Here is a 25048-nt window from a genome sequence, read left to right as displayed (position 1 = left end):
CCCGGGGTTGGCGGCCGACCGGTAGGGTTCAGGCCGTGGTGGGCGAGAGCGACGCGCGCGACCCTCGCGACGACGGGGCGCTGCTGCTAGCTCATGCCGCCGGGGACGGGCAGGCCTTCGCCGAGCTGGTCCGGCGGCACCGCGACCGGCTCTGGGCGGTCGCCCTGCGGACCACCGGTGACCGTGAGGAGGCGGCGGACGCGCTGCAGGACGCGCTCCTGTCGGCGTTCCGGGCCGCTGACCGGTTCCGCGGCGACTCCGCGGTGACGACGTGGCTGCACCGCATCGTGGTCAACTCGTGTCTGGACCGGTTACGCCGGCGTCAGGCCCGTCCGACCGTACCGCTGCCGGAGGTCGACCGGACCGTGGCGCCGTCCACCGACCCGGACACCGCGCTGGTCGTCCACGCCGCGCTGGCCCAGTTACCGGCGGACCAGCGGGCCGCCCTGGTCCTTGTCGACCTGCAGGGGTACCCGGTGGCCGACGCGGCCCGCGTCCTCGGGGTGGCGGAAGGCACGATCAAGAGCCGGTGCGCCCGCGGCCGGGCCCGCCTGGCGGTCCTGCTGGGCCACCTGCGCGATCACGATCCGGCCGAGGTGCGGAACCGGGCGGTCGACGCGGACGTCCCATCACCGACCGGTAACCCGTCCGGCATCACGACCGCAGGGAAGGAGGGCAGCACGTGAACGGTGATGTCGATCTCGATCGGCTCGCCGACTACATCGGCGGAGCGCTGGACGGCACTCCCGATGAGGCACGCGTTGCCCACCTTGTCGCCACCGACCCGGCCTGGACCCGGGCGCACGCCGCTCTCGTTGCCGCTGACGCGTTCGTACGGGCCGACCTGGCCCAGTTGGCCGGGCGGTCGGAGCCGATGCCCGACGACGTGGTGGCGCGGCTGGACGCCGCGCTCGCCGCCGAGCCGAGACCGCCCGTGAAAGCCCACCTTTCGGTGCTGCCCGGTGGGCTCGAAACCGCCGCGCGGCCCCGCTGGCGTCGGCGCACGGTGGTCGGCGTGGCCGCCGCCGTCCTCGTTCTGGGCCTCGGGACGGTGAGCCTGGGACCACACCTGCTCGGCGGCGCGGGCGACGCGTCGGACAACGCGGCCGGCACCTCCGCGACCGCGCCGACGCCGGCCACGGGTGGCCCCGAGGCGGCCTCCGACGCCGCGAGCGCCGCCGTCAACGCGTCGGGCTCGGACTACAGCCCCGAGACCCTCGCGGTTCTCGGCCGCTCCTCGACCCCCGTAACCCCGAGCGGCGCGGCGAAGTCCGACGCCCGCCCGAACACCCTCGGGGCGCCCGCACAGCCCTCGGCCCGGCCGACGGACGTGCCCGAGGCGCTGCGGCCGCTCACCGAGCCGATCGCCAGAGCCGCCTGCATCAAGGCGCTCGTGACGCAGTACGGTGGCACGGCCAGCCTGCTGGACTACGCGCGGTACGAGGGCAGCCCCGCCCTGATCGTCCTGCTGGACGGCGCACGCGGGGTCACCGGGCAGAAATGGGTGGTCGCGGTGGGCCCGACCTGCGGCGCCGGCGGCGTCGCCACCGATCAGCGGTACAGCGCCCCGCTCGGGTGATGCGGGACACGTACGACAGCGGGAATCTCCGGTTCGTACGATGGCGTTCTGGCCAGCACAGGCTCGCGCAGCCTCAATCGTTAGGGAGTCCACGTGGACGACGTCCGCAACCTCGTCATTGTTGGCTCGGGGCCGGCCGGCTACACGGCCGCGGTCTACGCCGCACGCGCCAACCTCCAGCCGCTGGTGATCGAGGGCGCGACCTCGGGTGGTGCCCTGATGACCACGACCGAAGTGGAGAACTTCCCCGGCTTCCCGGACGGTGTTCTCGGCCCTGAGCTCATGGACAACATGCGCAAGCAGGCCGAGCGCTTCGGCGCGGAGTTCATCACCGACGACGTCACCTCGGTGGAGTTGACCGGGGACATCAAGATCGTCCGGATCGGTGACACCGAGTACCGGTCCAGGTCCGTGATCCTGGCTACCGGTTCGGCCTGGCGTCCGCTCGGGGTTCCGGGCGAACAGGAGCTACTGGGCCACGGTGTCTCGTCCTGCGCGACCTGTGACGGCTTCTTCTTCAGGGGCCAGAACATCGCCGTGGTGGGTGGCGGTGACTCCGCGATGGAGGAGGCGACGTTCCTCACCCGGTTCGCCGAGACCGTCACGATCATCCACCGCCGCGACCAGTTCCGCGCCAGCAAGATCATGGCGGAGCGGGCGCTGTCCAACCCGAAGATCCGTGTGCTGTGGGACACGGTGGTGACCGAGGTGATCGACGGGGGCGGCAAGGTCGGCGGGTTGAAGGTCCGCAACATCAAGACGGGCGAGGAGACCAAGCTCGACGTCACCGGCGTGTTCGTCGCGATCGGCCACGACCCACGGAGCGACCTGTTCCGCGGCCAGGTCGAGCTGGACGACGAGGGCTACGTGAAAGTGGCCGCTCCCACTACCCGTACCAACCTCACCGGCGTGTACGCCGCCGGTGACGTCGTCGACCACACGTACCGTCAGGCCATCACCGCAGCCGGTACCGGCTGTGCGGCGGCGCTTGACGCCGAGCGTCACATCATCGCCCTGGAATCCTGAGCACAACCAAGTAGGGGAGAACCGAAATGGGAGCCACCAAGTCGGTCAGCGACGCCACCTTCGCCAGCGACGTCCTTCAGTCGGACAAGCCGGTACTCGTCGACTTCTGGGCAGAGTGGTGCGGGCCATGCCGCAAGGTGGCGCCCGTACTCGAGGAGATCGCCTCCGAACTCGGCGAGAAACTGGAGATCGTGAAGCTCGACATCGACGCCAACCCGTCTACCACCACCGCGTACCAGGTGATGTCGGTGCCTACGCTGACCATCTTCAAGAATGGTGAGCCGGTGAAGTCGATCGTGGGTGCGCACCCGAAGAGTGCGCTGCTCCGCATGATCGAAGCGGCGATCTGAGGCGTATCAGAGCAACGCCCTGAGTTGTACCTTTACAGCGTCCCGTGCCCTGCAGGGCACGGGACGTTTTCTTTGTAGAAGTTCATGCTTTCCTAGGTGTTTTGTTCCCAGACGAGATCCGCGATAGGTTCCCGAAGGCGTCTTTCGCCGTCCCGGTCCGCCTCATCCACCTCGCCATGACCGGCGTTGCCGCCGAAGGGCGCGAGCGGACGTGGGACGGTACGCTCCGGTGCATTCGCCCATAACGGCGGCGGCCCGCACACAGTACCGGCACGACAAGCGTTTCCCGTGCACGCTCGGGGAGGCAGAGGGAGGTCGTCGATGCGTCCGATCCGGCGCGGTGACCACGGTCCAGCAGTGGTGGAGATCAGGACGATCCTGAGCACGCTGGGACTGCTGGGTGACTCCGACGGCGGCGCTGAGTACGACGCCGACACGGAGATCGCCGTACGGGCCTTCCAGCAGAGGCGTGGCCTGTCCATCGACGGCCAGGTGAGCGACGAGACCTGGCGGGCGCTCGACGCCGCGCGCTGGCGGCTGGGGCAGCGGGCGCTGTACCACGCGGTCACCGACCCGCTCGTCGGCGACGACGTCCGGCAACTGCAGGAGCGGCTGCTGGAGATGGGTTACGACCTGGGCCGCGCCGACGGCGTGTACGGCGGGTACACCGCGCGGGCGGTGGCGCAGTTCCAGCGCGAGGTCGGGCTGTCGCCCGACGGCTCCTGTGGACCGGCCACGGTCAACGCCCTGCGCCGGCTCGGCCGCAAGGTCGTCGGTGGACGCCCGCAGCTGCTGCGCGAGACCGCCGCCTTCCACGCCTCCGGCCCCGCCCTGGTAGGAAAAAAGATCGTCATCGATCCTGGTCACGGCGGTCCGACCGACCCCGGCTTCGTCGTACCGGACGGTCCGCTGCGCTGGACCGAGTCGGACCTGGCGTTCGACATCGCGCTCCGGTTGGAGGGGCGGCTCGCCGCCGCCGGCATGCGGGTGTACCTCACCCGCGGACCCAACCCGGTCGAGACGATCACCAACCGGGAACGCGCGAAGCTCGCCAACGACCTCGGCGCCGACCTGCTCATCTCAATCCACCTTGACGGTCACCGCAACACCGCCGCGGACGGCGTCGCCACGTACCACTACGGCACGACCAGCGGCGTGACCTCCACGGTCGGGGAGCGGCTCGCGGGCCTGGTCCAGCGGGAGATCGTGGCACGTACCAGCATGCGTAACTGCCAGACCCACTCCAAGACCTGGGACCTGCTGCGCCTGACCCGCATGCCCGCGGTCCGGGTGGACGCCGGATACCTCACCTCGCCGGTCGACCGCACCAGGCTCGTCGACCCGCTGTTCCGGGACCTGATGGTCGAGGCCATCATGGCCGCGGTGCAGCGGATGTACTACCCGGTCGAGATCGACGTGCCCACCGGCTCGATCGACGTCAGCAAGCTGCGTGCGTCGGCTGCCTCGTCGGCGGCACAGGCCGCCGCCCACTGACGCGGTTCTCGTCGGTCCTAGAGGGTCGAGCGGGTCGCCGGTCGTACCGGGCGCAGCAGCGCCTCGGGACTCATGGAGCCGAGCAACTTCTCCAGCGCGTACTCCACGTCGGACTTCCAGGACAGGGCGGTGCGTAACTCCAGCCGCAGCCGTGGGTACCGCGGATGCGGCCGTACGGTCTTGAACCCCACCGAGAGAAAGTAGTCCGCCGGGGCCAGACAGCCCCCGGACCGGTCGTCGGCGGCTTCGTCACCGAACTTGGCGTCGCCGAACGCCTCGATGGCCTTGACCCCGCGCTTGGTCAGGTCACGGGCGACGCCCTGGACGAGCATCCGGCCGAGACCGCCGCCGGCGAACGCCCCGACGACCCGCGCGGTCGTCAGCAGGACGGCATCGGGCGAGACCGGAGACGTCGGGAACGCCATGGAGCGCGGAACGTAGGCCGGCGGCGCGAACATGACGAAGCCAGCCGGCATCCCGTCGACGTACACCAGTTTTCCGCACGAACCCCACTCGAGCAGGGTCTGCGAGACCCAGGCCTCTTTCTCCAGCTCTGGATCACCCGAACTGCAGGCCCGTTCGGCGGCTACCGGGTCAAGCTCCCAGAAGACGCACCTGCGACAGGCGCGTGGCAGGTCCTCGAGCGTGTCGAGGGTCAGATTGACAAGGCGGCGTGACATCGGCCGTTCCCCACAGAGCTGTTACGTCGTCCAGCCACCCGCCCGCCTCCTTGCCCCCGTGAGGGATCGTACGCGCATTTTTCGGTCGGGGGAGGGTAACGGCGGCACCAACCATCCCGTACCGGCCGAGCCGGGCCATGCCGGCGGATCGCGCCTCGGCGCCCGTTTCAGGGGGAGAGGCCGGAATCGCCGGGAGGCCGGCCGCCCTTGGTGGGCGGCGTGCCCTTGTACGGCCGCTGGTGGCCCTGTGCCAGCCCTGGCGGCACCATCGGGTACCCAGCCGCCGTGCGACCGGCTACAGGCGTCTGGCGGGCTTTGCCGGCTTGTGGCGGCGGCACAAGCCGGGCTGGTCCGGTGTCGGCGGACTAGGCGGGCGTCGACGCGGCCGGATCTCGGCTGTCCGCCGAGCCGTCGCGCTGACCCTGGCCGTCCGCCGAGCCGTCGCGCTGACCCTGGCCGTCCGCCGAGCCGTCGCGCTGACCCGGGACCGGACCGGGCTTGTCGGCGGCTCGGGTGCGCCGCTGCGTGCCTGGCTCGCCGATGGGCGGGAAGCCGGACGGGCCTGGGACCACCCGGATCTCATCCGTGCTCGCGGACTCGCCGGGCACGGCCGGTACCGCAGTCGCATCATCGCCGCTCGGGGCTGGGGCGCCGGGCGTCCCCTCCCCGTCCGCGCTCGTGGTCGCCGGGTCATCGGGAGCCGCGCCCCGGTCCCTGGCGGCCTCCGACTCGCTCACATCCGGGGTAGGCGCCTCCGCGGCGGTTGCCAGCGCACCACCGGCGGCCGCGGGGCCGTTCGCATCCGGTCCCGACTGGGCAACGGGGGTGAGGGTCGCCGGGGACTTCCAGTCGATGCGCGGCGGCTCAGCGAGCGGAGTACCGCCGAACTCGGCGAGCCAGGCCGCCACGAGCGCGAGGTTCTCCCGCCACTGATGTTCAGGAATCGGCGGCAGGATCTCGTCCCACAGCGAGAGGAAGGTCCCCCGTAGCTGGAGCCGCCCGGCCGGGCGGGCCAGGAACCACAGGTGCAGATGGGCCGAGCCGTCGCCCCACCGATTGACGTGGACCCGCGCCACACCGTCCAGCGACCGGACTGCTCGCTCCAGCCGTACCGTCATGACCCCCAACTCGGCGGCGAGCATGTTGGGCAGATCGCCGAGGTCGAGATGCGATCGCGATTCGAGGATGAGGACCATGGGCAGACCAGTGGGACGGTCCAGGCTTCGTACCCGCCACCGATCGCTCACCCAGATGTACGCCTGGTCTGGGGCATGGCAGGCACGGCACTCGGACGGATCGTCGCCATGCCGCGGAGGCTCCACGGCAACTGGATCGTCCAGCTTCTTGACGCGCAGGTCGCCTTCGAAGGGGAACGTGGGCCAGGCGGCGAAGCCTGGTAGGGGGCGCGGTACCTCGGACACGAGCCGACCCTAGCAACCGTCCATACCGATGTCTCCCCCCTACTGAGCAGGGCCGAAGCGCGAGGGTCGGCGCTCATCGGAAGCCGTCGTCACGAACGGAGCCGGCATGGCGGAGAGTGACCAGTCGAGCGCAGTGTGACGCACCAACTCCCAGGGTTATCCACAGAGCGGTGACCCCGTTTTCAGCGTGGTTTCACGTGAAACGGCTCCGCCTGTGGAAAAAGCCTGTGGAGAACTCCGGCACGGAGAGGAACAGAAAGGGGCGGCCGGATACCGGCCGCCCCTTTCTCAGTACACCGTCACTCGGCCTGCGGAGCTCGCCCCTCAAGCCCGATGAGCCCGACGATTCGCTCGAGGTCGTCCACAGTCGCGAACTCGATCGTTATCTTCCCCTTGCGGCGGCCGATATCGACCTTCACGCTCGTGTCGAAGCGATTGGAGAGCCGATCCGCGAGGTCGGACAGCGCCGGCGCATGCGGTTTGGGGCGCCGCTGCGCCGGGGCCTTGCGGGAGTTGCCCTCGGCTCCGGCCAGCGCCACCAGTTCCTCCGTCGCGCGGACCGACAGACCCTCCGCGACGATGCGGTGCGCGAGCTTCTCCTGCTCTTCCTCATCGTCGAGGCTCAGGAGCGCCCGCGCGTGCCCGGCCGACAGGACGCCGGCCGCCACCCGGCGCTGGACGTTCGCGGGGAGGTTCAGCAGCCGGATCGTATTGGAGATCTGAGGACGGCTACGCCCGATCCGCTTGGCCAGCTCGTCGTGGGTCGCCCCGAACTCCTCCAGGAGCTGTTGGTAGGCGGCGGCCTCTTCCAGCGGGTTCAGGTTGGCCCGGTGGATGTTCTCCAGGAGCGCATCCCGCAGCATGTCGTCGTCGCGGGTATCGCGGATGATCGCCGGGATGATTTCCCGGCCCAGCGCCTGAGCCGCCCGCCACCGCCGCTCGCCCATGACGAGCTCGTAGCGCTCCGGCTCGACTTCCCGAACCACGATCGGCTGAAGGAACCCGACCTGGTCGATCGAGACCTTGAGCTCCTCCAAGGCCTCTTCGTCGAAGACCTGACGCGGCTGCTTGAGGTTGGGGACGATCGAGTCGACCGGCACCTCGGCGAAGCGGGCGCCCGGTACCGGTGCGAGGTCACGTTCAGGACCGGCTGGTGTTACGAACTCCGCGGAGTCGGCCTGAGAGCCTCCGGCAGCGGCGGCCGGGCGGGACGGGGCAGGGGAGTAGCCGGGCGGCGTCGCCAGGGCCGTCGCCGTCGCCGTCGCCCCGGGAGCTTCCGGGGGTGCGGTGGGGATGAGGGCTCCGAGACCTCGTCCCAGACCACCACGACGGTTGTTCTTCATTCCTGCTCTCCTGTCTGTTCCGCGCCTCGCAGTGCGATCTCCCGAGCCGCCTCGAAGTACGAGACCGCGCCCCGCGAGCCCGGGTCGTACGTCATGACCGACTGGCTGTAGCTGGGAGCCTCCGAGACGCGGACGTTGCGGGGGATGACCACGTCGAGCACCTTCGGGCCGAAGTGGGTGCGCACGTCCTGCTCGACTAGATCGGCCAGACGGGTGCGCCGGTCGTACATCGTCAGTACGACCGTGCTGACGTCCAGGTTCGGGTTGAGGTGCGACCGTACGAGGTCGATGTTGCTCGTGAGGGCCTGAACACCCTCCAGCGCGTAGTACTCGCACTGGATCGGGATCAGCACCTCCCTGGAAGCCACGAGGGCGTTGACGGTCAACAGGCCGAGGGAAGGCGGGCAGTCGATGAAGATGTAGTCGTACTCCGCCCGGGACGCTTCGATGGCACGACGGAGCCGCGACTCACGGGCAACGACGGACACCAGCTCGATCTCGGCACCCGCGAGGTCGATCGTCGCGGGTACGGCCCAGAGGTTCGGAATGCCCTCGACGGCCTGGGTCACGGCGTCCAGCGGAGCGCCGTCGATCAGGCAGTCGTAGATGTCGGGTACGCCGGCGTGGTGGGGCACGTTCAGCCCCGTGGAGGCGTTGCCCTGCGGGTCCAGATCGACCACCAGAACCCGGTTGCCGTGGAGCGCCAGGGCCACCGCGATGTTCACGGCGGTGGTGGTCTTCCCGACGCCTCCCTTCTGGTTGGCGACACTGACGATCCGGCGGTGCAGCGGGCGCGGCATGGTGACCTCGCCGCTCGGGTTAAGGATCTGGACCGCCCGCTTGGCCTCCAGGGCTAGGGGCGGATCTTCAGTTTCACGTGAAACGTATGCATCGGTCACGGCGACCTCGGTATCGGCGGGTACGGCGGAGTGAGGACGGGGCGATGGCGGCGTGCGTCGAGTCGATGCGGGCAACTCGTCTTGCCCGAGGGGTACTTCCTCGTCGATCGGCGCAGCACCGCGCTCGTACACGGTACCGGTCCACCTCACGTTCGCAGGAGCAGAGATGTCCAATTCCACCACGGGGGGCCGAGGCCCGGCCGATATTCTTGGCGAGGGTGCCCGCGTCGCGGCGTTGGGCGCCCAATCGGGGTATGCCTCGTTGGTCGAGACGCCCGAGAACCGAGGATGAGGCACCGCCAACCGGTGAGACCCCTCAGTTTCACGTGAAACATTGCCTCTGCCACCCTGCTCGGGTTCGAGTTCGTCATACGTACCGTTCTCGCGCACCGTGTCAAACCCCGTCCGTCCCGGATAACTGAACGCCGCCGACCTGGTCGGCCACTCGGACGGCGCATGCGGTTCCAGTGAGGAGGTGGGCGTTGATCCAGACACCCGGCTTGGCGAGCCGCAGACGCCGCGGTCAGCCTACGGTGCGCCGGAACACGAATCTATGGACTTCCCACGAGCGATGGACGAACGGCGATCGGGACCAGACATTGGTCGACCGGCAAAGGCCAGCTACTGGCGTATGACGGGTCGCGGAGGCTCGGATCTCCGACGGTACGTGATCTCACTATCCGAAAATCGAGCCCGGCCGGCCACAGCGCGAGACGCGAGACGGCACCGAATCGCTTGCCCCGACTCCGCGACCACCGGCCGACCGCGGCGCGGTTGGCGGTGAGCCGCCGACCGCTCCCCGTTCGGGCGCGGTGTCGCTCGCCGGGTGGTGGCGGACCGCGGGCATGGCGGCCGCGCAGGCGCCCGCCGGCCACGAGGCCACCCTCTGGCACCACCCCGGCACGCCGAGGCGGCCCACAGGGCTACCCCCCGCACGAAGACCCCTGTGCGGCTAGCCCGGTGCGCCAGGGCCGCCCGCAAGGCTACGGCCGCGCGGGAAGACCGCACTGCGCGACCACAGGGTCGATGATTACGCGCACCGGCCGCCGACGGCATCCCGGACCACAGCCGGCGATCCGCCCGGGTCACACCATCCCAACCCGGGAGTGGCGCCTGGCCGAAACCCATGCCGGCCCACCACCGCCCTCGCCGCCTGAGGCGGCGCAGGGTCACCGCCTGGGTGGACGCGGCCCCGAGCCCGACCGAGACCGGGAACCCCCGCGGGATCGCACCGCTCCCGCCCCCCGAGGGCGCTTCGCCGCCGGCGTCACGTCCCGTTCCCGTACCACCTCGACGACCGTGGTCGGCTCCGGCAGGAGCCCCACCCCGCATGATCGGATCACCGGATCGCCTCCGCCGAGGCGGGCGATCGCATCCCGGTGTGCCGCCACCTCGTCGGCCGCCGTCGCGCCCTTGAGGGCAAGCAGACGTCCGCCGACCCGGGCGAGCGGCAGGCACCAGGCGGCCAGTCGGTCCAGGGGCGCAACCGCCCGGGCGGTGACGACGTCGGTGGGGGACAGATCGGTAGCGTCCTCGGCACGTGCCCGTACCACCGACACGTTGTCGAGCCCGAGATCGTCCACCACCTCCGAGAGGAAGTCGACGCGGCGAGCGAGCGGTTCGACCAGGACCACGGTCAGATCCGGCCGTGCCACCGCCAGCACGAGGCCCGGCAGCCCAGCCCCAGAACCGACATCCGTAACAGATGCCTCTGAAGGCGCCAATTCGCTGACGGCGGCACAGTTGAGGAGATGACGGCCCCAGAGCCGCTCGGTCTCGCGGGGGCCGATCAGGCCCCGGACGACGCCGTCCGTCGCCAGTCGCCGGGCGTACTCGGCCGCGAGCGGTAACCGCTCGCCGAAGAGAGCGGTCGCCGCCTCGGCGACTTCGGCCGGTGGGTCGAAGGACGGGCCGGTCACAGGGGCCTCCAGGTCGAATCGGTCAGCGATGTGTCGGGGTGGCTCACGGCTGGGCAACCACGGCTGCCGGGACGGGCGCGAGGCGCGTGGACCGCCGCACGAAACGCACGGACCACCGCACGAGACTCGCAGGGCGCCCGGCGAGGCGCGCAGGGCACCGGACCGAAGCGCGAAAACCGCCGGACGAAGCGCCCAGACCTACGTGCGACCCGGTAGCTCACGCCGACCTCCCCGCTCAAACGACGGCGCCGCGCACGAGGTGCGCGGCGCCGTAGGTCGTACCGGATGTCGTCAGCTTGCGGGTCGTACCACGATCCGCCGGCTCGGCTCGACACCTTCGGACTCACTCTCTACCCCGGAAAGCGCGTTGATCACGTCGTGCACGCACTTGCGCTCGAACGCGCTCATCGGGTCCAGCTTGATCGCCTCGCCGTACTGCTTCACCTTCTCGGCCGCGTTCTTCGCCACCGCCGCCAGTTCCTTGCGACGGCTGGCACGGTAGCCACCGACGTCGAGCAGCAGTCGGCTGGGCGTACCGGTCTGGCGGAAGACGGCGAGCCGGGTCAGCTCCTGCAGGGCCTCGAGGGTCGCGCCCCGCTGCCCTACGAGCGACTGGAGCCGCGCACCGACGACCTCTACGACCGGGCGGCCGCCCTGGGTCAGCTCGTCGATGTCGCCGTCGTAGTCGAGGATGTCGAGCAGGCCCTCCACGTAGTCCGCGGCGATCTCGCTCTCCCGGAACAGGTCCTTGTTGTCGGCGGCCGGGCGCTCCGTACCTCCGTCAGCGGTCTCCTCGGCCGTGGTGGCCTCGGGCTCGGCGGCAGTCGCGTCCGCGGTCGACTCGGGGACGGAAGAAGTACTCGTATCAGTCACAGGTCATCTCCGGATGATCGGGGCGCACTGGGCGCCGTCACATGACGTCGGTATAGAGGGCGATGGCCGCCGGTGGGGAGCGCCACGGCCCGGATCGGACGCCGCACCTGGGTGCCGTGCCCCGCGACCCGAGCCGGTCGCATCGACCCACCTACCGCTTGGCCGCTCCGCCCTTCTTCGGGTTCACCGGCTTCGCGCCGACTTTGGGGCCCAGCGCCTTGGGCTCGGCCGGCTTTGCCGCACCGTCACCCTTGCCCTTGGCGTCGGGCTTCGCCGGCTGCTTGGCCGCCGCGCCGGGCTGGTTCGGCGGCGGGTACTTACGCAGCACCCACATCTGCTGGCCCAGCGAGAAGAGGTTCTGCGTCACCCAGTAGATGACCACACCGATCGGGAAGATCGCGCCGGAGATGAGCAGCGAGAACGGGACGCCGTACAGCATCAGCCGCTGCACCATCCGCTGCTGCGGGTCCTCGGCCCAGCCGGTCTTGAGGATCATCTGGCGGCTGGTGAGGAACGTCGTGGCGATCATGGTGGCGATCAGGATGGCGGCGACGACCTTGACGGTGGTGCCGTTGGCCCCGAGCAGCTCCAGCTCGTGCGGCGTGGACTTGAAACTCCCGGCGATCGGGGCGCCGAACAGCTTGGCGTGCGAGGCGCTGTCGAACTGGCCGACGGTCCAGCCGTACAGCGTCTTCAGGCGCTCCGGCATGGTCGGCTTGAGGTGCTTGAGCACGTGGAACAGACCCAGGAACACCGGCACCTGGAGGAACATCGGGAGGCAGCCCATCAGCGGGTTGGCCTTCTCCTCCCGGTAGAGCTTCATCAGCTCCTGCTGCATGGTCTCCCGGTCGCCCTTGTGCTTCTCCTGCAGGGCCTTGACCTTGGGCTGGAGCGCCTGCATCGCCCGCTGCGACTTGATCTGCTTGACGAAGATCGGGAAGAGGATGGCCCGTACGGTGATGACCAGGAAGATGATGCCGAGCACCCACGACCAGTTGGTGGCCAACCAACTGGCATCGCCCAGCACCTTGTGCCAGGCGGCATGCCAGAACAGCAGGATCGCGGAGATGGCCTCGTAGATCACTGCCATCAGTGGGCTGAAGAGGTTGCTCACTGCACGGCTCCAGTTACTTCGTCGAGATTGGTTCGGGGGCGCTTGCCGGAGCGTGGCGGCACCGGGTCGTACCCACCGGGGTGGAATGGGTGGCAGCGCAGCAATCGCCAGACTGCCAAGCAGATACCGCGCAGGGCGCCGTGGGTGGTTACCGCCTCGAGCGCGTAGGCGCTACAGGAAGGGTAGAACCGGCACCGCGCCGGCATCGCCGGGCTTATCCAACGACGGTACGCGATAATGGGCAGCGCAACGAGTCGGCCCGGTTTCATCTGCCCTCCCTGCGGGAGCGGCGTGGCTGGCGTCTACGCGCCGCGATCAGAGCGGCGTCGAGATCCTCAGCCAGTTCCGGGAAAGCCCGGTCGGCCGCCCCGGGCAGCGCCCGCACCACAACGGTAGCGCCTGGCGGCAATCGATCCAGCCGCTCCCGAATCAGGTGCCGCAGGCGCCGGCGGACCTTGTTGCGGGCGACCGCCTTGCCCACTGTCTTGGGTACGACAAAACCGGCGCGCACCGGGAGATCGGCTCTCCCGGCGGGCGCCGGTGAGGTGTCGTCGGGAACCTGGGGGGTACCGAGATCATCCGGAGCGTCGAGGTGAACGACCACCACGCCCCGGCCCGCTCTGCGGCCCGCTCGGATCGTGGCGGCGAATTCTTCCCGCCGCCTCAGTCGCTGCGCGGCTGACAGCACGGCACGCCCCAGTCCTGTCGGGCGGGGCGGTCAGGCCGCGAGGCGGGTGCGGCCCTTGCCGCGGCGCGTCGAGATGATCGCGCGACCGGCGCGGGTCCGCATGCGCAGGCGGAAACCGTGGGTCTTCGCGCGCCGGCGGTTGTTCGGCTGGAAGGTGCGCTTGCTCACGTCAGGCTCCGTCTTCGTATGCTTCGGGGGCGACCTGCGCCCGTCAGTTCAGGACTGGCGACCGCTGTCAAGGCGGACACACCGTCGCGCCAGCCTACCAGCCGGCGACAGGACAGCCGTTCCAGGGTACGCCGTACCTGCCCAAAGACCAATATCGCGGCTTCGTGGCGCCGCCTGCCATCCGTTCGACCGATGCGAGCAGGTGTGGACAGCGGTTGAGAGGTTGTGGACAACGCTGTTAGCGTGCCCCGTTGCGGTGCACGCGGGAACGACCCCGATCGTGCCCGCCCCGGGGGAACAGCAGAGCAACCGACGAGGCGTTCGTTCGTTGGGGCAGGGTGAAGCAGCACCGATGCCACTTTCGTAGCGCAGCGTCCGTATCTAGACCGACCGTCTGCGGCACGTCACTCGTTGATACACAGGCTGTGGACAACCTGTGGACAATGGGGTCTGTCGCCGGGGTCGGCGGGGGGCGCGGGATGGACCGCGACGAACGATGGGGGTGGCGACGGTGACGGACGTGGGCGAGCTGGCCACGGTGTGGGCCGCGGCGACGGAGGAGCTTGCCGACGAGATCGTCTCGCCGCAGCAGCGGGCGTACCTACGACTGACCCGACTACGGGCGATCGTGGAGGACACCGCGCTCCTGGCGGTACCGGACGCCTTCACCCGCGACGTGATCGAGTCCCGGCTGCGGCCCGCGATCACGGAGGCGCTCTCGCGCCGGCTCGGCCGGCCCGTCCAGGTGGCGGTCACCGTACGGCAGCCCGAGGAGAGCCCGACCCTGCCCGCGCCCATCGAGTCCCCCCTCTCGCCCGCGGGGCCCGTCCCGTCCGTACCGGCCGCCCTCGACGGCGGCCCGCTGCACCCCGACCGGCTCTTCGACGACCCCGTCTCGCCCGCGCCCGCGGCGGACTGGGGCAGCGCGATCCCGACGCTGCCGGGACTGTCCACTGCCGGTGCCATGGCCAGCCGCGGCGACGACGGTCGGACCGGCCCGCACGGTGACCGCCCCACCGTCCCGACCGGCCGGCACGGCGACGGTACGACCGGGGGCGCACGCCCCGCCGTCGATCTGCGCCACGAGCCGTCCCGCGGGGTCCGCCCCGGTACCGGCCGCGGCGACCGGGGCGCCCTGGGGGCCGACAACGGCGGCAACCGGCTCAACCCCAAGTACATGTTCGAGACGTTCGTCATCGGCTCGTCCAACCGGTTCGCGCACGCCGCCTCGGTGGCGGTCGCCGAGTCGCCGGCCAAGGCGTACAACCCGCTGTTCATCTACGGCCACTCCGGGCTCGGCAAGACGCACCTGCTGCACGCGATCGGCCATTACGCTCAGACCCTCGGCAACGCCCGGTCGGTGCGGTACGTGTCGACCGAGGAGTTCACCAACGACTTCATCAACTCGCTGCGAGACGACAAGACCAGCGCGTTCCAGCGGCGCTACCGCGACGTCGACATCCTGCTGATCGACGACATCCAGTTCCTGGAGAACCGCGAGCGTACGCAGGAGGAGTTCTTCCACACCTTCAACACGCTCCACAACGCCAACAAGCAGATCGTGATCACCTCCGACCGGTCGCCCCGGCAGCTCGCCACCCTGGAGGACCGGCTGCGGACGCGGTTCGAGTGGGGCCTGCTCGCCGACATCCAGCCGCCGGACCTGGAGACGCGGATCGCGATCCTGCAGAAGAAGGCCGCCCAGGAGCGGCTGTTCGCACCGCCGGACGTCCTGGAGTTCATCGCCTCGCGGATCGCGTCCTCGATCCGGGAGCTGGAGGGTGCGCTGATCCGGGTCACCGCGTTCGCCAACCTGACCCGCTCACCGGTCGAGCTCTCGCTCGCCGAGGAGGTGCTGCGCGACCTCATCCCGGACGGCTCGGGCCCGGAGATCACCGCCGACCAGATCATGGCGTCGACGTCCGACTACTTCGGCGTGAGCCTGGACGACCTGCGGGGGCACTCCCGCTCCCGGGTACTGGTCAACGCACGCCAGGTCGCGATGTACCTCTGCCGCGAGCTGACCGACCTCTCGCTGCCCCGGATCGGGCAGGCCTTCGGCGGCCGCGACCACACCACCGTCATGCACGCCGACCGGAAGATCCGCCAGCAGATGGCCGAGCGACGCTCGCTGTACAACCAGATCGCCGAGCTGACCAACCGCATCAAGCAGATGCCGTAACACTCGACATTTCACCGCGTAGCGCAGCGGGTCGCCCATCCGGCGGCCCGCTGCGCCCGTTTTTACCACCCGATCGGGTCCACAGCCTGTGGATAACCGGTGGGGATAGCGCTGTGGACGTATCTCCGCGTATCTGGATTAGCCACTGAGAGTGATCATCTTGGCCTTCCGACTGTCCCCAGGCCTGCGGATAAGTCCCCTGAACGCGGTGGACTACCGGTGGATAGTCGGTGGACGAGCTGTGGACGACGGTGTCCACACAGCCGCAGACGGCGTTCTGTGGATGACGGAGCACGAGATACCCACAGGATGTCAACGTACCAATATCCAGTCTGAGCTGCTAAAACGACCGTCATCCACAGAACGCACAGGACCTATGACGACGATGGGTTTTATCTCTTAGAAAAGAAAAACCCAATCATCAGGGTGGGGAAAAACTTGATCGAGCGGATCGTCGGGGTCAGCGCACAGAGGTCAACATCTGCCATTAAGGTTCCGTAGGCACAACCAGATCTGTCGACGCGGGAGGCACCGCGATGAAGTTTCGAGTCGAGCGTGACGCACTGGCCGACGCTGTCGCCTGGACGGCCAAGAGCCTGCCCAGTCGGCCGTCCGTGCCAGTGCTCGCTGGCGTTCTGATGCGCGTGGAGAACGGCACCCTGCAGGTCTCGGGCTTCGACTACGAGGTCTCCAGCCAGGTCACGGTGGATGTGCACGCAGACGCCGACGGCGCCGCCCTGGTCTCCGGCCGCCTGCTGGCCGAGATCACCAAGGCGCTGCCGAGCAAGCCGGTGGAGGTGGCCGCGGTCGGCTCGCACGTCGAGATCACGTGCGGCAGCGCCCGGTTCACCCTGCCGACGATGCCGGTGGAGGACTACCCGAGCCTGCCGCAGATGCCGGAGACCGCCGGAACGGTCGACGCCAAGATCTTCGCGGAGGCCGTCTCCCAGGTCGCCATCGCGGCCGGCCGTGACGACACGCTGCCGATCCTCACCGGCGTCCGGCTCGAGATCGAGGGCAACAGCATCGCGCTGCTCGCCACCGACCGGTACCGGCTGGCCGTGCGCGAGATCGAGTGGACCGCCGACGAGTCGGAGATGAGCGCCGCCACCCTGGTGCCGGCCAAGACCCTCCACGACACGGCGAAGACCCTCGGCCCCCTCGGTGGCCAGGTGACGATCGCGCTGGCGCGCGGCAGCGTGGGTGAGGGCATGATCGGCTTCGCCGGTGGTGCCCGGCGGACCACGTCCCGACTGCTCGACGGGGACTTCCCCAAGGTGCGCTCGCTGCGCCCGGACACCCACAGCGCACAGGCCAGGGTGGCGGTCTCGGCGCTCACCGAGGTCGTCAAGCGCGTCTCGCTCGTCGCCGAGCGCGCCACCCCGGTCCGCCTGCGCTTCAGCGAGGACGGGCTGGTCGTCGAGGCCGGCGGTACCGAGGACGCGCGGGCCAGCGAGGCGCTGGACTGCACGTTCACCGGCGACCCGCTCACGATCGCGTTCAACCACCAGTACCTGCTGGACGGGCTGAACGCGCTGGACGGGCCGTTTGCCGTGTTCTCGTTCACCGACCCGAAGAAGCCGGCCATCATCGAGCCGGCCGGTGAGGATGGCGAGATCTCGTCGGGGTACTGGTACCTCATCATGCCCGTGCGCATCGGCGGCTGACGGCACCTCGCGACTGGTCGCCCCGGAGCGCGCGGGGCGGCGACGATCCATCCTGGGAGAGAAGACATGCAACTCGGTCTCGTCGGCCTCGGCCGCATGGGCGGCAACATGCGCGAACGGCTACGCCGCGCCGGGCACGAGGTGGTCGGTTATGACCACCACCGGGAAGTCTCCGACGTCGCGAGCCTGCAGGAACTGGTCGGCAAGCTCGCGGCTCCCCGGGTCGTGTGGGTCATGGTGCCGGCCGACGTCACCGAGGCCACGATCGACGAGCTGGCCGCGACGATGTCCGAGGGCGACATCATCATCGACGGCGGAAACTCGCGGTTCAGCAACGACCGGCCGCGCGCCGAGCGGCTGGGCAAGCGCGGCATCGGCTACGTCGACGTCGGGGTCTCCGGCGGCGTCTGGGGCATCGAGTACGGGTACGGCCTGATGGTCGGCGGCGCCGACGAGCACGTACAGCGCTGCATGCCGATCTTCGAGGCGCTCAAGCCGGAGGGCCCGTACGGCTTCGTCCACGCCGGCGGTGTCGGAGCCGGGCACTACGCGAAGATGGTGCACAACGGCATCGAGTACGGCCTGATGCACGCGTACGCCGAGGGGTACGAGCTGCTGCGCGCCTCCGAGTACGTGGAGGACGTGCCCGGCGTGTTCAAGTCCTGGCGCGAGGGCACCGTCGTCAAGTCGTGGCTGCTCGACCTGCTCGACCGGGCGCTCGAGGAGGACCCCGACCTGTCCGGCATCCGCGGGTACGCTGAGGACACCGGCGAGGGGCGCTGGACCGTCGAGGAGGCCATCCGCCTCGCGGTGCCGATGAACGTGATCGCCGCGTCACTGTTCGCCCGGTTCGCCTCCCGTCAGGAAGACTCGCCGGCGATGAAGGCGATCGCCGCGCTGCGCTTCCAGTTCGGCGGCCACGCGTTCAAGAAGGATTAGGTGTACGTACGCCAGCTCGAACTGGTCGACTTCCGCAACTACCCCCGCGTCGCCGTCGACCTTGAGCAGGGCCCGTGCGTGTTCGTCGGCCGCAACGGCCAGGGCAAGACCAACCTGGTGGAGGCCCTGGGGTACGTCGCGACGCTCGGCAGCCACCGGGTCGCCACCGACGCGCCGCTGGTACGGGTGGGCGCGCAGCGGGCGGTGGTCCGCACCGCGGTCGTCCAGGACGCCCGGGAGTTGCTGATCGAGCTGTCGATCGAGCCGGGCAAGGCGAACAAGGCCCGACTCGGGCGCTCCCCGGTCACCCGGATGCGGGACGTCCTCGGCGCGCTGCGGATGGTGCTGTTCGCGCCGGAGGACCTGGCGCTGGTACGGGGCGACCCGAGCGAGCGTCGCCGGTACCTCGACGAGCTGCTCACGCTCCGCCAGCCGCGCTTCGCCGGCGTGCGGGCCGACTACGACCGGGTACTCAAGCAGCGCAACGCGCTGCTGCGGACCTCGTACCTGGCGAAGCGGGGCGGTGGCAGCCGCGGTGACCTGTCGACGCTGGACGTGTGGGACGTGCACCTGGCGAAGTACGGCGCCGAGCTGCTCGCGGGCCGGCTGGAGCTGGTCGCAGCCCTGGTCCCGCTGGTGGCCAAGGCCTACGACGCGGTGAGCGCCGGCCGGGGCAGCGCGCAGCTCAGCTACTCGGCATCGTGGACGGATGACGGTTCTGTCGCACCGTTGAGTGTCCAGAATCTGGAAGAGCGGCTCCGGGAGGCGCTGCAGGCGTCCCGGGCGTCGGAGGTGGAGCGCGGCACGACCCTGGTCGGGCCGCACCGCGACGATCTGACGCTCACGCTGGGAGACGTGCCGGCCAAGGGGTACGCCAGCCACGGGGAGTCGTGGTCCTACGCGCTCGCACTCAGATTGGCGGCGTACGATCTGCTCCGCTCGGAGGGCATCGAGCCGGTGCTCGCGCTCGACGACGTCTTCGCAGAACTGGACGCGGGTCGTCGCGAGCGGCTGGCAGAGCTGGTCTCCGACTCCAGTCAGACGTTGGTCACCTGTGCCGTCGAGGCGGATGTGCCCGCCGCCCTGCGAGGGACACGGTACGAGGTCGGGAACGGGGAGGTGCGGCGTGTCGGATGACGCGGACCGGTCACCGCCGTCCGGTTCATCACAGCCCTCCGGTGAGGATCTCACCGGCCCGAAACTGGCCCGGGCCGCGCTGGAAGCGGCCCGCGTGCGACGGGAGGCGTCCCGCCCGACCCGGCGCCGCAATTCGGGCGACGGTACGGGTACCGAGGGCGGACGCCGGTTACGTGGCTACTCCGGTCCCGGCCCCGATCCGCGTGACCCGCAGCCGCTCGCCTCGGTCCTGGCCCGCATGGTGAAGGCCCGCGGCTGGCAGCGCCCGACCGCCGAGGCGACCGTGTTCGGGGCCTGGGAGCGGGTGGTCGGCTCAGACGTCGCCGGGCACTGCCGGCCGGTGAAGCTCGAGAACGGTGAGCTGACCGTCGAGGCCGAGTCCACGGCCTGGGCCACCCAGTTGCGCCTGCTCGCCGCCAAGCTGCTGATCCGCATCGCCGGCGAGATCGGGAACGGGGTCGTGACGAAGCTTCACATCCACGGGCCGGCTGCGCCGTCGTGGAGCCGCGGACCCAGGCGGGTGCGCGGGCGCGGGCCCCGGGACACGTACGGGTGATGCTCGGCGCCCTGCTTCCCGTCGCGACCGTCGTCCTGACCGGGTACGCGCTGCGCCCACGCGCCGCCGCCACGGCGCCACTGCGGCTGGCCGCCGTCCGGGCGGGGGTGGCCGTCGGCGCCTTCGCGATCATGGGGGTGGAGGTGCTGTCGGCGGTCCACGCCGTCACGACGGCGCCGATCGTGGGACTGTGGCTGGTCGGGTTCGCCGCTTCGGCGGTACTCGCGCTCCTGCGTCGCCGGCGTGACGGTGCCTGTCTCCGGTCCGCGCTCCGGGAGCGGGCCCGGTCCGCGTCACCGGTGGAGCGGCTGCTGTTCGCCGCGCTGGCGGTCCTGGCCGGCGTCGAGCTCTTCCTCGCGCTCGTCAGCGCCCCGAACAACTACGACTCGAACTACTACCACCTTCCCAAGATCGAGCACTGGGTGGCGCAGCACGACGTCTCGCTGTACCCGACGCTGATGCTGCCCCAGGTGGTACTGGCACCGGGCGCCGAGTACCTGCTGCTCCACCTCCGCCTGCTCACCGGCGGCGACGGGCTGTACAACCTGGTGCAGTGGTCGGCCGCGCTCGGCTGCGCGCTCGCCGCGTCGCGGATCGCCGCCCAACTGGGGGTGGGGCGGCTCGGTCAGCTGCTCGCCGCGGCCACGGTGGCGAGCGCGCCGATGGTGGTGCTCGAGGCGACCAGTACCCAGAACGACCTGGTCGTCGCGGCCTGGGTGGTGTGCACGGCGACGCTGGTGGTCGACGAGCTCGGCCGGCGCAGCCGGTTGCCGGCGGTCGTCGGTATCGGGGCCGCGGCCGGCCTGGTCGTCGTCACGAAGCCGACCGGCTGGCTCGCCGTCGCGCCGGTCCTGCTCCTCTGGGGCCTGTCCCAGCTCCGTCAGCGGGCCGTCCTGCACGCGGCCGCCGGTACGCTCGGTGTCCTCGTGCTGATCGGGGTGCTGGCCGGGCCGTACCTGGGCCGCGTGAACGCCGAGTTCGGCAGCCCGCTGGGTCCGCCCAGCCAGAGCGACGGCCTCGCGCTGGAGCGCCACGACCCGCCCGCGCTGCTGGTCAACGCCGCGCGCATCGCCGCCTCGACGCTGGTCGTACCGGTACCGGCAATAAACAAGGCCGTCGCCGACGGGGTGATCGGGTTCGCCCACGCGATCGGCGTCGACCCGCAGGACCGGGCGATCACGGTCGGCAGGGCCCGGTACCCCAACCCGCGCTGGTGGCCGGACGAGGACCACTCGCCGTACCCGGTGCAGTCGGCGCTGGTACTCCTGGCCACGGCCGGCGCGGTCGCCGCCCGGCGGGTGCCGGGGCGGGTACGGGCGTACGCGCTGACCGTGCTCGGGGTCCTGGTCTTGTACGCGGTGGTGGTGAAGTGGCAGCCGTGGGGCAACCGGCTCGTCGGCAGTGCCCTGATCCTCGGCGCGCCACTGGTCGGCTGGGCGCTGCCCCGCCTCGGGGCGATCCGGGTGCCCCGCGTGCGGCTGCGCCTGGTCGCCGGTGCCCTCGCTGTCGTGGTCTGCGCCGGGCTGCTCCACGGGTACTGGGCCGCCCTGGCCGGAACGCCGCGCCCGCTCGTCGGCCAGAACTCGGTGCTGTCGCGGGACGAGTGGGACCAGCGCTTCGCGCGGATACCCCGCAACCGCGCCTTCTACGAGTGGGCCGCCGAGAAGGTACGCGCGTCCGGCGCCAGGCGGGTGGGGCTCGTGATCCGCGGTGACCAGTGGGAGTATCCGTGGTGGCTGATGCTTCCCGACGCCGAGCTGGTGCCGTTGGAGAGCGTGCTGCCGCACCACCCGGCTCCGCCGGCCGGCACGGTCGACGCGATCCTGTGCGCGGCGCCGGCCGAGGAGTGCCGGCACTTCGTGCCGCCGGGGTGGCGCCTGGAAATCATCTACGACTGGTACGGCGTGGCGGTGCCGGGGCGCAACCCGATGCCGCGGGAGGCGCTACCGGCTCCGCGGGTCACCGGGTAACGGTCGGCTCAGTAGTCGGCGTAGACGGCGAAGCCGCGGTCGGCGCAGCGACGGTAGAAGCCGGCGAGGATCTGCAGCTCGGTACGGGTGAAGCTCCACTGCGGCGGCTCGCCGGAATCGTCGCGAAGCGCGTCGAGCCGGCCGTCCAGCCACTTGAGCTGCTGGTCGGCCAGGCGGGAACCCTCCAGCGCGGCGCGCAGCACCGTGGCGACGGTCTCGAAGGTGACCTCCTCGCCCAGCTCGCGGTGGCCGTCGACGAACCGCTCCAGGCCGCCGGCGATCCAGGCGCACCCGTCGGGGTCGATCACCGGGTCCTCGTCCTCGGACGCGGCCTCCGTGGCGTAGAGCACGCCGCCGAGGCCGAGTAGGAGATCGACGAGTTCGGTGTAGCCGGTGGCCCGGAGCGTTCCGGTCTTGGCGATGTGGTCGGCGAGCGCCGCGGCGGGGCCCGGCAGGTCCGGGACCTTGTCGATCAGATCGCCGAAGTCGACGAACTCCGCCGGCGCCACCGGGTCGTAGAAGCGGCCGGTTCGCGGCCACTGCACCGCGACGTTGTCCAGCCCCATCCCGCCTCACCTCCCGTGCGCGCGGCACACGCAAGGCCGCGCGCGGGGAACATACGGCACGGCGACCCGTTCGCGCGACCCTCGACGAGGGAATTTCAGCCACAGAGCCCGACGTTTAGGTATAAGTACGGACGCAACGCGTCCCCGGCGACGACCGATCACGACGCCACCGAAGTTCTGCCCGACGCCCCGCACAGGTGCGCGGCGCCCGCCTCCGCCCAGAGCGTGTAGGGGGAGTTGCGGGCAGAGCCGTTCGGGCCGCTACGGCGATTTGAGGCGCTGAGAAACGTGCCCAGAGGGCAGAAGTGTCGGTCGCGCCGGGTAGGATTGAGCGTAAGACTCAGCCGACACAGCAATCCGCGCGCACGCCGCGGTGGTCGGCACGGCAAGGTCCGCCGACACCGCCCGAGGGCGTGTGAAACGGGCCTCCACGTGCTGATCAGGCGGCGTGCTCGCATGACCCCCGCCCGGTAAGACGACGGCCCAGTCGTCGTAGGGCGAGAAAGTGACCCAGGGTGGCAGCGCCGAACGAACCACAGGACAACTACACCGCGGCGTCACTGACCGCACTCGAAGGCCTGGAAGCCGTCCGGAAGCGGCCCGGCATGTACATCGGCTCGACCGGTGAGCGCGGCCTGCACCACCTGGTCTGGGAGGTCGTCGACAACTCCGTCGACGAGGCCCTCGCCGGCTACTGCGACACCATCGAGGTGACCATCCTCCCCGACGGCGGGGTGCGCGTCATCGACAACGGCCGCGGCATCCCGGTCGACATCCACCCGAAGACCAAGAAGTCGGGCGTCGAGATGGCGCTGACCATGCTCCACGCCGGCGGCAAGTTCGACGGCAAGGCGTACGCGGTCTCCGGTGGTCTGCACGGTGTCGGTATCTCCGTCGTGAACGCCCTGTCCACCGGGGTGGACATCGAGGTCAAGAAGGCCGGCCACCTGTGGCGGCAGTCGTTCCGCAACACCAAGGCAGAAGGCCCCCTGACCCAGGTGGAGCCGACCGAGGGCACGGGTACGACGGTCACGTTCTGGCCCGACCCGAGCATCTTCGAGACGACCGAGTTCAAGTTCGAGACGATCTACCGCCGGATCCAGGAGTACGCGTTCCTCAACCGCGGCCTGACGATCGCCCTGCGCGACGAGCGACAGACCGACGGCGCGGAGACCGCTCCGCGGGAGGTCACCTTCTGCTACAAGGAGGGCATCGCGGACTTCGTCCGGCATCTCAACCAGACCAAGACCCCCATCCACAAAACCGTGGTGCAGTTCGCCGGCGAGGGCGAAGGAATCTCGGTAGAGATCGCCATGCAGTGGAACGAGTCGTACGGCGAGAGTGTCTACACCTTCGCCAACACGATCAACACGCACGAGGGCGGCACCCACGAAGAGGGCTTCCGTTCGGCGCTGACCACCGTGGTCAACAAGTACGGCGCGGACAAGAAGCTGCTGAAGGGCACCGACGACAAGCTCTCCGGTGAGGACATCCGGGAAGGTCTTGCGGCGATCATCTCCGTGAAGCTGGCCAACCCGCAGTTCGAGGGTCAGACCAAGACCAAGCTGGGCAACACCGAAGCCAAGAGCTTCGTGCAGAAGGTCTGCAACGAGTGGCTCGTCGACTGGTTCGACCGCAACCCGGCCGAAGCCAAGATGATCATCACCAAGGCTTCCCAGGCGGCCCGGGCCCGGATCGCCGCGCAGCAGGCTCGCAAGCTGGCCCGGCGCAAGTCTCTGCTGGAGTCCGGCTCGATGCCGGGCAAGCTGGCCGACTGCCAGTCGACCGACCCGCGCGTCTCCGAGCTGTTCATCGTCGAGGGTGACTCGGCCGGCGGCTCGGCCAAGCAGGGGCGCGACCCGAAGACGCAGGCGATCCTGCCGATTCGGGGCAAGATCCTCAATGTCGAGAAGGCCCGGATCGACCGTGTCCTCAAGAACAACGAGGTGCAGGCGCTGATCACGGCGCTCGGCACGGGCATCCACGACGACTTCGACATCGAGAAGCTCCGGTACCACAAGATCGTGCTGATGGCCGACGCCGACGTCGACGGCCAGCACATCTGCACCCTCCTGCTGACGCTGCTGTTCCGGTTCATGCGGCCGCTGGTCGAGCTGGGGCACGTCTACCTGGCCGCGCCTCCGCTGTACAAGATCAAGTGGAACAAGCGGGGCGACGACGCGCAGTACGCGTACTCCGACCGGGAGCGAGACGGCCTGATCCTGGCGCGCCAGCAGACCAAGCCCAACGCGAAGCCGGACGACATCCAGCGGTTCAAGGGCCTGGGTGAGATGAACTACCCGGAGCTGTGGGAGACCACGATGAACCCGGACACCCGCACGCTCCGCCAGGTCACCCTGGACGACGCGGCAACCGCCGACGAACTGTTCAGCGTGCTCATGGGTGAGGACGTGGAGGCGCGGCGCGGCTTCATCCAGCGCAACGCCAAGGACGTGCGCTTCCTCGACATCTAGGTG

23 protein-coding genes are annotated in these 25048 nt (G+C 70.0%); 12 read left to right on the top strand and 11 right to left on the bottom strand.

Features of this window, described 5'->3' with window-relative positions:
* Window positions 1-38 precede the first annotated feature (38 nt).
* The 5 genes from sigM to Pme01_RS09400 all read left to right on the top strand — a co-directional run bounded on the left by sigM (window position 39) and on the right by Pme01_RS09400 (window position 4449).
* Window positions 39-686 carry an RNA polymerase sigma factor SigM gene (gene sigM, locus Pme01_RS09420; RefSeq protein ID WP_373315476.1) on the top strand — a complete coding sequence of 216 codons (648 nt, stop codon included), beginning with the start codon at window positions 39-41 and terminating at the stop codon, window positions 684-686.
* Window positions 683-1579, top strand: a complete 897-nt coding sequence (locus Pme01_RS09415) for an RsmA family anti-sigma factor (protein ID WP_168113673.1) — start codon at window positions 683-685, stop codon at window positions 1577-1579. Before sigM ends, Pme01_RS09415 begins: the two co-directional genes overlap by 4 nt.
* Window positions 1580-1672: 93 nt before the next feature.
* On the top strand, window positions 1673-2605 hold the full coding sequence (trxB, locus tag Pme01_RS09410) for a thioredoxin-disulfide reductase (RefSeq protein ID WP_168113672.1): 933 nt from the start codon (window positions 1673-1675) through the stop codon (window positions 2603-2605).
* A gap of 26 nt (window positions 2606-2631) precedes the next feature.
* Complete coding sequence (trxA, locus tag Pme01_RS09405) at window positions 2632-2955, top strand: thioredoxin (protein ID WP_168113671.1); 324 nt, start codon at window positions 2632-2634, stop codon at window positions 2953-2955.
* 321 nt (window positions 2956-3276) lie between these two features.
* Window positions 3277-4449: an N-acetylmuramoyl-L-alanine amidase gene (locus tag Pme01_RS09400; protein ID WP_168113670.1), complete on the top strand. Its 1173-nt coding sequence runs from the start codon at window positions 3277-3279 to the stop codon at window positions 4447-4449.
* 17 nt (window positions 4450-4466) lie between these two features.
* On the opposite strand, the gene Pme01_RS09395 is transcribed toward Pme01_RS09400, so the two are convergent.
* From Pme01_RS09395 to rpmH, 10 genes are all read right to left on the bottom strand, one after another.
* A complete protein-coding gene (locus tag Pme01_RS09395) occupies window positions 4467-5129 on the bottom strand; it encodes a GNAT family N-acetyltransferase (RefSeq protein ID WP_168113669.1) in 663 nt (220 codons plus the stop codon).
* 365 nt (window positions 5130-5494) lie between these two features.
* Entirely contained in the window at window positions 5495-6325 is an 831-nt protein-coding gene (locus tag Pme01_RS30835; protein WP_239088117.1) for a hypothetical protein, read from the bottom strand.
* Window positions 6326-6849: 524 nt separating this feature from the next.
* Window positions 6850-7893 carry a ParB/RepB/Spo0J family partition protein gene (locus tag Pme01_RS09385; protein ID WP_168113668.1) on the bottom strand — a complete coding sequence of 348 codons (1044 nt, stop codon included), beginning with the start codon at window positions 7891-7893 and terminating at the stop codon, window positions 6850-6852.
* Window positions 7890-9182 carry a ParA family protein gene (locus Pme01_RS31435; RefSeq protein WP_275408510.1) on the bottom strand — a complete coding sequence of 431 codons (1293 nt, stop codon included), beginning with the start codon at window positions 9180-9182 and terminating at the stop codon, window positions 7890-7892. The genes Pme01_RS09385 and Pme01_RS31435 overlap by 4 nt, the downstream gene beginning before the upstream one ends.
* A gap of 779 nt (window positions 9183-9961) precedes the next feature.
* Complete coding sequence (gene rsmG / locus Pme01_RS09375; protein ID WP_239088106.1) at window positions 9962-10711, bottom strand: 16S rRNA (guanine(527)-N(7))-methyltransferase RsmG; 750 nt, start codon at window positions 10709-10711, stop codon at window positions 9962-9964.
* 291 nt (window positions 10712-11002) lie between these two features.
* Window positions 11003-11584 (bottom strand): Jag family protein, encoded by a 582-nt coding sequence (locus Pme01_RS09370; RefSeq protein ID WP_168113667.1) that lies wholly within the window; start codon window positions 11582-11584, stop codon window positions 11003-11005.
* A gap of 151 nt (window positions 11585-11735) precedes the next feature.
* Entirely contained in the window at window positions 11736-12674 is a 939-nt protein-coding gene (gene yidC / locus Pme01_RS09365) for a membrane protein insertase YidC (RefSeq protein ID WP_168114062.1), read from the bottom strand.
* Between the two features lie 20 nt (window positions 12675-12694).
* Window positions 12695-12967 carry a membrane protein insertion efficiency factor YidD gene (gene yidD, locus Pme01_RS09360; RefSeq protein WP_168113666.1) on the bottom strand — a complete coding sequence of 91 codons (273 nt, stop codon included), beginning with the start codon at window positions 12965-12967 and terminating at the stop codon, window positions 12695-12697.
* Window positions 12964-13386 carry a ribonuclease P protein component gene (rnpA, locus tag Pme01_RS09355; protein ID WP_168113665.1) on the bottom strand — a complete coding sequence of 141 codons (423 nt, stop codon included), beginning with the start codon at window positions 13384-13386 and terminating at the stop codon, window positions 12964-12966. Before rnpA ends, yidD begins: the two co-directional genes overlap by 4 nt.
* A 30-nt stretch (window positions 13387-13416) precedes the next feature.
* Window positions 13417-13554: a 50S ribosomal protein L34 gene (gene rpmH / locus Pme01_RS09350; RefSeq protein ID WP_168113664.1), complete on the bottom strand. Its 138-nt coding sequence runs from the start codon at window positions 13552-13554 to the stop codon at window positions 13417-13419.
* Window positions 13555-14050: 496 nt separating this feature from the next.
* Here rpmH and dnaA point away from each other — a divergent pair, with 496 nt between their 5' ends.
* The 6 genes from dnaA (at window position 14051) to Pme01_RS09320 (ending at window position 22005) form a co-directional block, all read left to right on the top strand.
* A complete protein-coding gene (gene dnaA, locus Pme01_RS09345) occupies window positions 14051-15736 on the top strand; it encodes a chromosomal replication initiator protein DnaA (RefSeq protein WP_168113663.1) in 1686 nt (561 codons plus the stop codon).
* 536 nt (window positions 15737-16272) lie between these two features.
* Window positions 16273-17403, top strand: coding sequence for a DNA polymerase III subunit beta (gene dnaN / locus Pme01_RS09340; RefSeq protein WP_168113662.1), 1131 nt, complete (start codon window positions 16273-16275; stop codon window positions 17401-17403).
* 66 nt (window positions 17404-17469) lie between these two features.
* Window positions 17470-18342: a phosphogluconate dehydrogenase (NAD(+)-dependent, decarboxylating) gene (gene gnd / locus Pme01_RS09335; protein WP_168113661.1), complete on the top strand. Its 873-nt coding sequence runs from the start codon at window positions 17470-17472 to the stop codon at window positions 18340-18342.
* Window positions 18343-19479, top strand: a complete 1137-nt coding sequence (recF, locus tag Pme01_RS09330; protein ID WP_168113660.1) for a DNA replication/repair protein RecF — start codon at window positions 18343-18345, stop codon at window positions 19477-19479.
* Complete coding sequence (locus Pme01_RS09325; protein ID WP_168113659.1) at window positions 19412-20035, top strand: DciA family protein; 624 nt, start codon at window positions 19412-19414, stop codon at window positions 20033-20035. Before recF ends, Pme01_RS09325 begins: the two co-directional genes overlap by 68 nt.
* Complete coding sequence (locus Pme01_RS09320) at window positions 19978-22005, top strand: hypothetical protein (protein WP_168113658.1); 2028 nt, start codon at window positions 19978-19980, stop codon at window positions 22003-22005. Before Pme01_RS09325 ends, Pme01_RS09320 begins: the two co-directional genes overlap by 58 nt.
* An 8-nt stretch (window positions 22006-22013) precedes the next feature.
* Here Pme01_RS09320 and Pme01_RS09315 read toward each other — a convergent pair whose 3' ends face one another.
* Window positions 22014-22571: a hypothetical protein gene (locus Pme01_RS09315; RefSeq protein WP_168113657.1), complete on the bottom strand. Its 558-nt coding sequence runs from the start codon at window positions 22569-22571 to the stop codon at window positions 22014-22016.
* 515 nt (window positions 22572-23086) lie between these two features.
* Between Pme01_RS09315 and gyrB the strand changes: the two genes are divergently transcribed.
* A complete protein-coding gene (gene gyrB, locus Pme01_RS09310; protein WP_168113656.1) occupies window positions 23087-25045 on the top strand; it encodes a DNA topoisomerase (ATP-hydrolyzing) subunit B in 1959 nt (652 codons plus the stop codon).
* The last annotated feature ends 3 nt before the right edge of the window (window positions 25046-25048 follow it).

The organism is Planosporangium mesophilum (assembly GCF_016863255.1).
Lineage (GTDB): Bacteria > Actinomycetota > Actinomycetes > Mycobacteriales > Micromonosporaceae > Planosporangium > Planosporangium mesophilum.
The sequence above is the reverse complement of the archived record's forward strand: the minus strand, read 5'-3'. Positions and strand labels throughout refer to the sequence as shown.

Bases quoted from the DNA above. Each gene is read 5' to 3' on its own strand.
- trxA (WP_168113671.1), top strand. From the start codon at position 2,632: ATGGGAGCCACCAAGTCGGTCAGCGACGCCACCTTCGCCAGCGACGTC.
- Pme01_RS09400 (WP_168113670.1), top strand. From the start codon at position 3,277: ATGCGTCCGATCCGGCGCGGTGACCACGGTCCAGCAGTGGTGGAGATC.
- Pme01_RS09395 (WP_168113669.1), bottom strand. From the start codon at position 5,129: ATGTCACGCCGCCTTGTCAATCTGACCCTCGACACGCTCGAGGACCTG.
- Pme01_RS30835 (WP_239088117.1), bottom strand. From the start codon at position 6,325: ATGGTCCTCATCCTCGAATCGCGATCGCATCTCGACCTCGGCGATCTG.
- Pme01_RS09385 (WP_168113668.1), bottom strand. From the start codon at position 7,893: ATGAAGAACAACCGTCGTGGTGGTCTGGGACGAGGTCTCGGAGCCCTC.
- yidC (WP_168114062.1), bottom strand. From the start codon at position 12,674: ATGGCAGTGATCTACGAGGCCATCTCCGCGATCCTGCTGTTCTGGCAT.
- yidD (WP_168113666.1), bottom strand. From the start codon at position 12,967: ATGAAACCGGGCCGACTCGTTGCGCTGCCCATTATCGCGTACCGTCGT.
- dnaA (WP_168113663.1), top strand. From the start codon at position 14,051: ATGGGGGTGGCGACGGTGACGGACGTGGGCGAGCTGGCCACGGTGTGG.
- dnaN (WP_168113662.1), top strand. From the start codon at position 16,273: ATGAAGTTTCGAGTCGAGCGTGACGCACTGGCCGACGCTGTCGCCTGG.
- gnd (WP_168113661.1), top strand. From the start codon at position 17,470: ATGCAACTCGGTCTCGTCGGCCTCGGCCGCATGGGCGGCAACATGCGC.
- Pme01_RS09325 (WP_168113659.1), top strand. From the start codon at position 19,412: ATGTGCCCGCCGCCCTGCGAGGGACACGGTACGAGGTCGGGAACGGGG.
- Pme01_RS09315 (WP_168113657.1), bottom strand. From the start codon at position 22,571: ATGGGGCTGGACAACGTCGCGGTGCAGTGGCCGCGAACCGGCCGCTTC.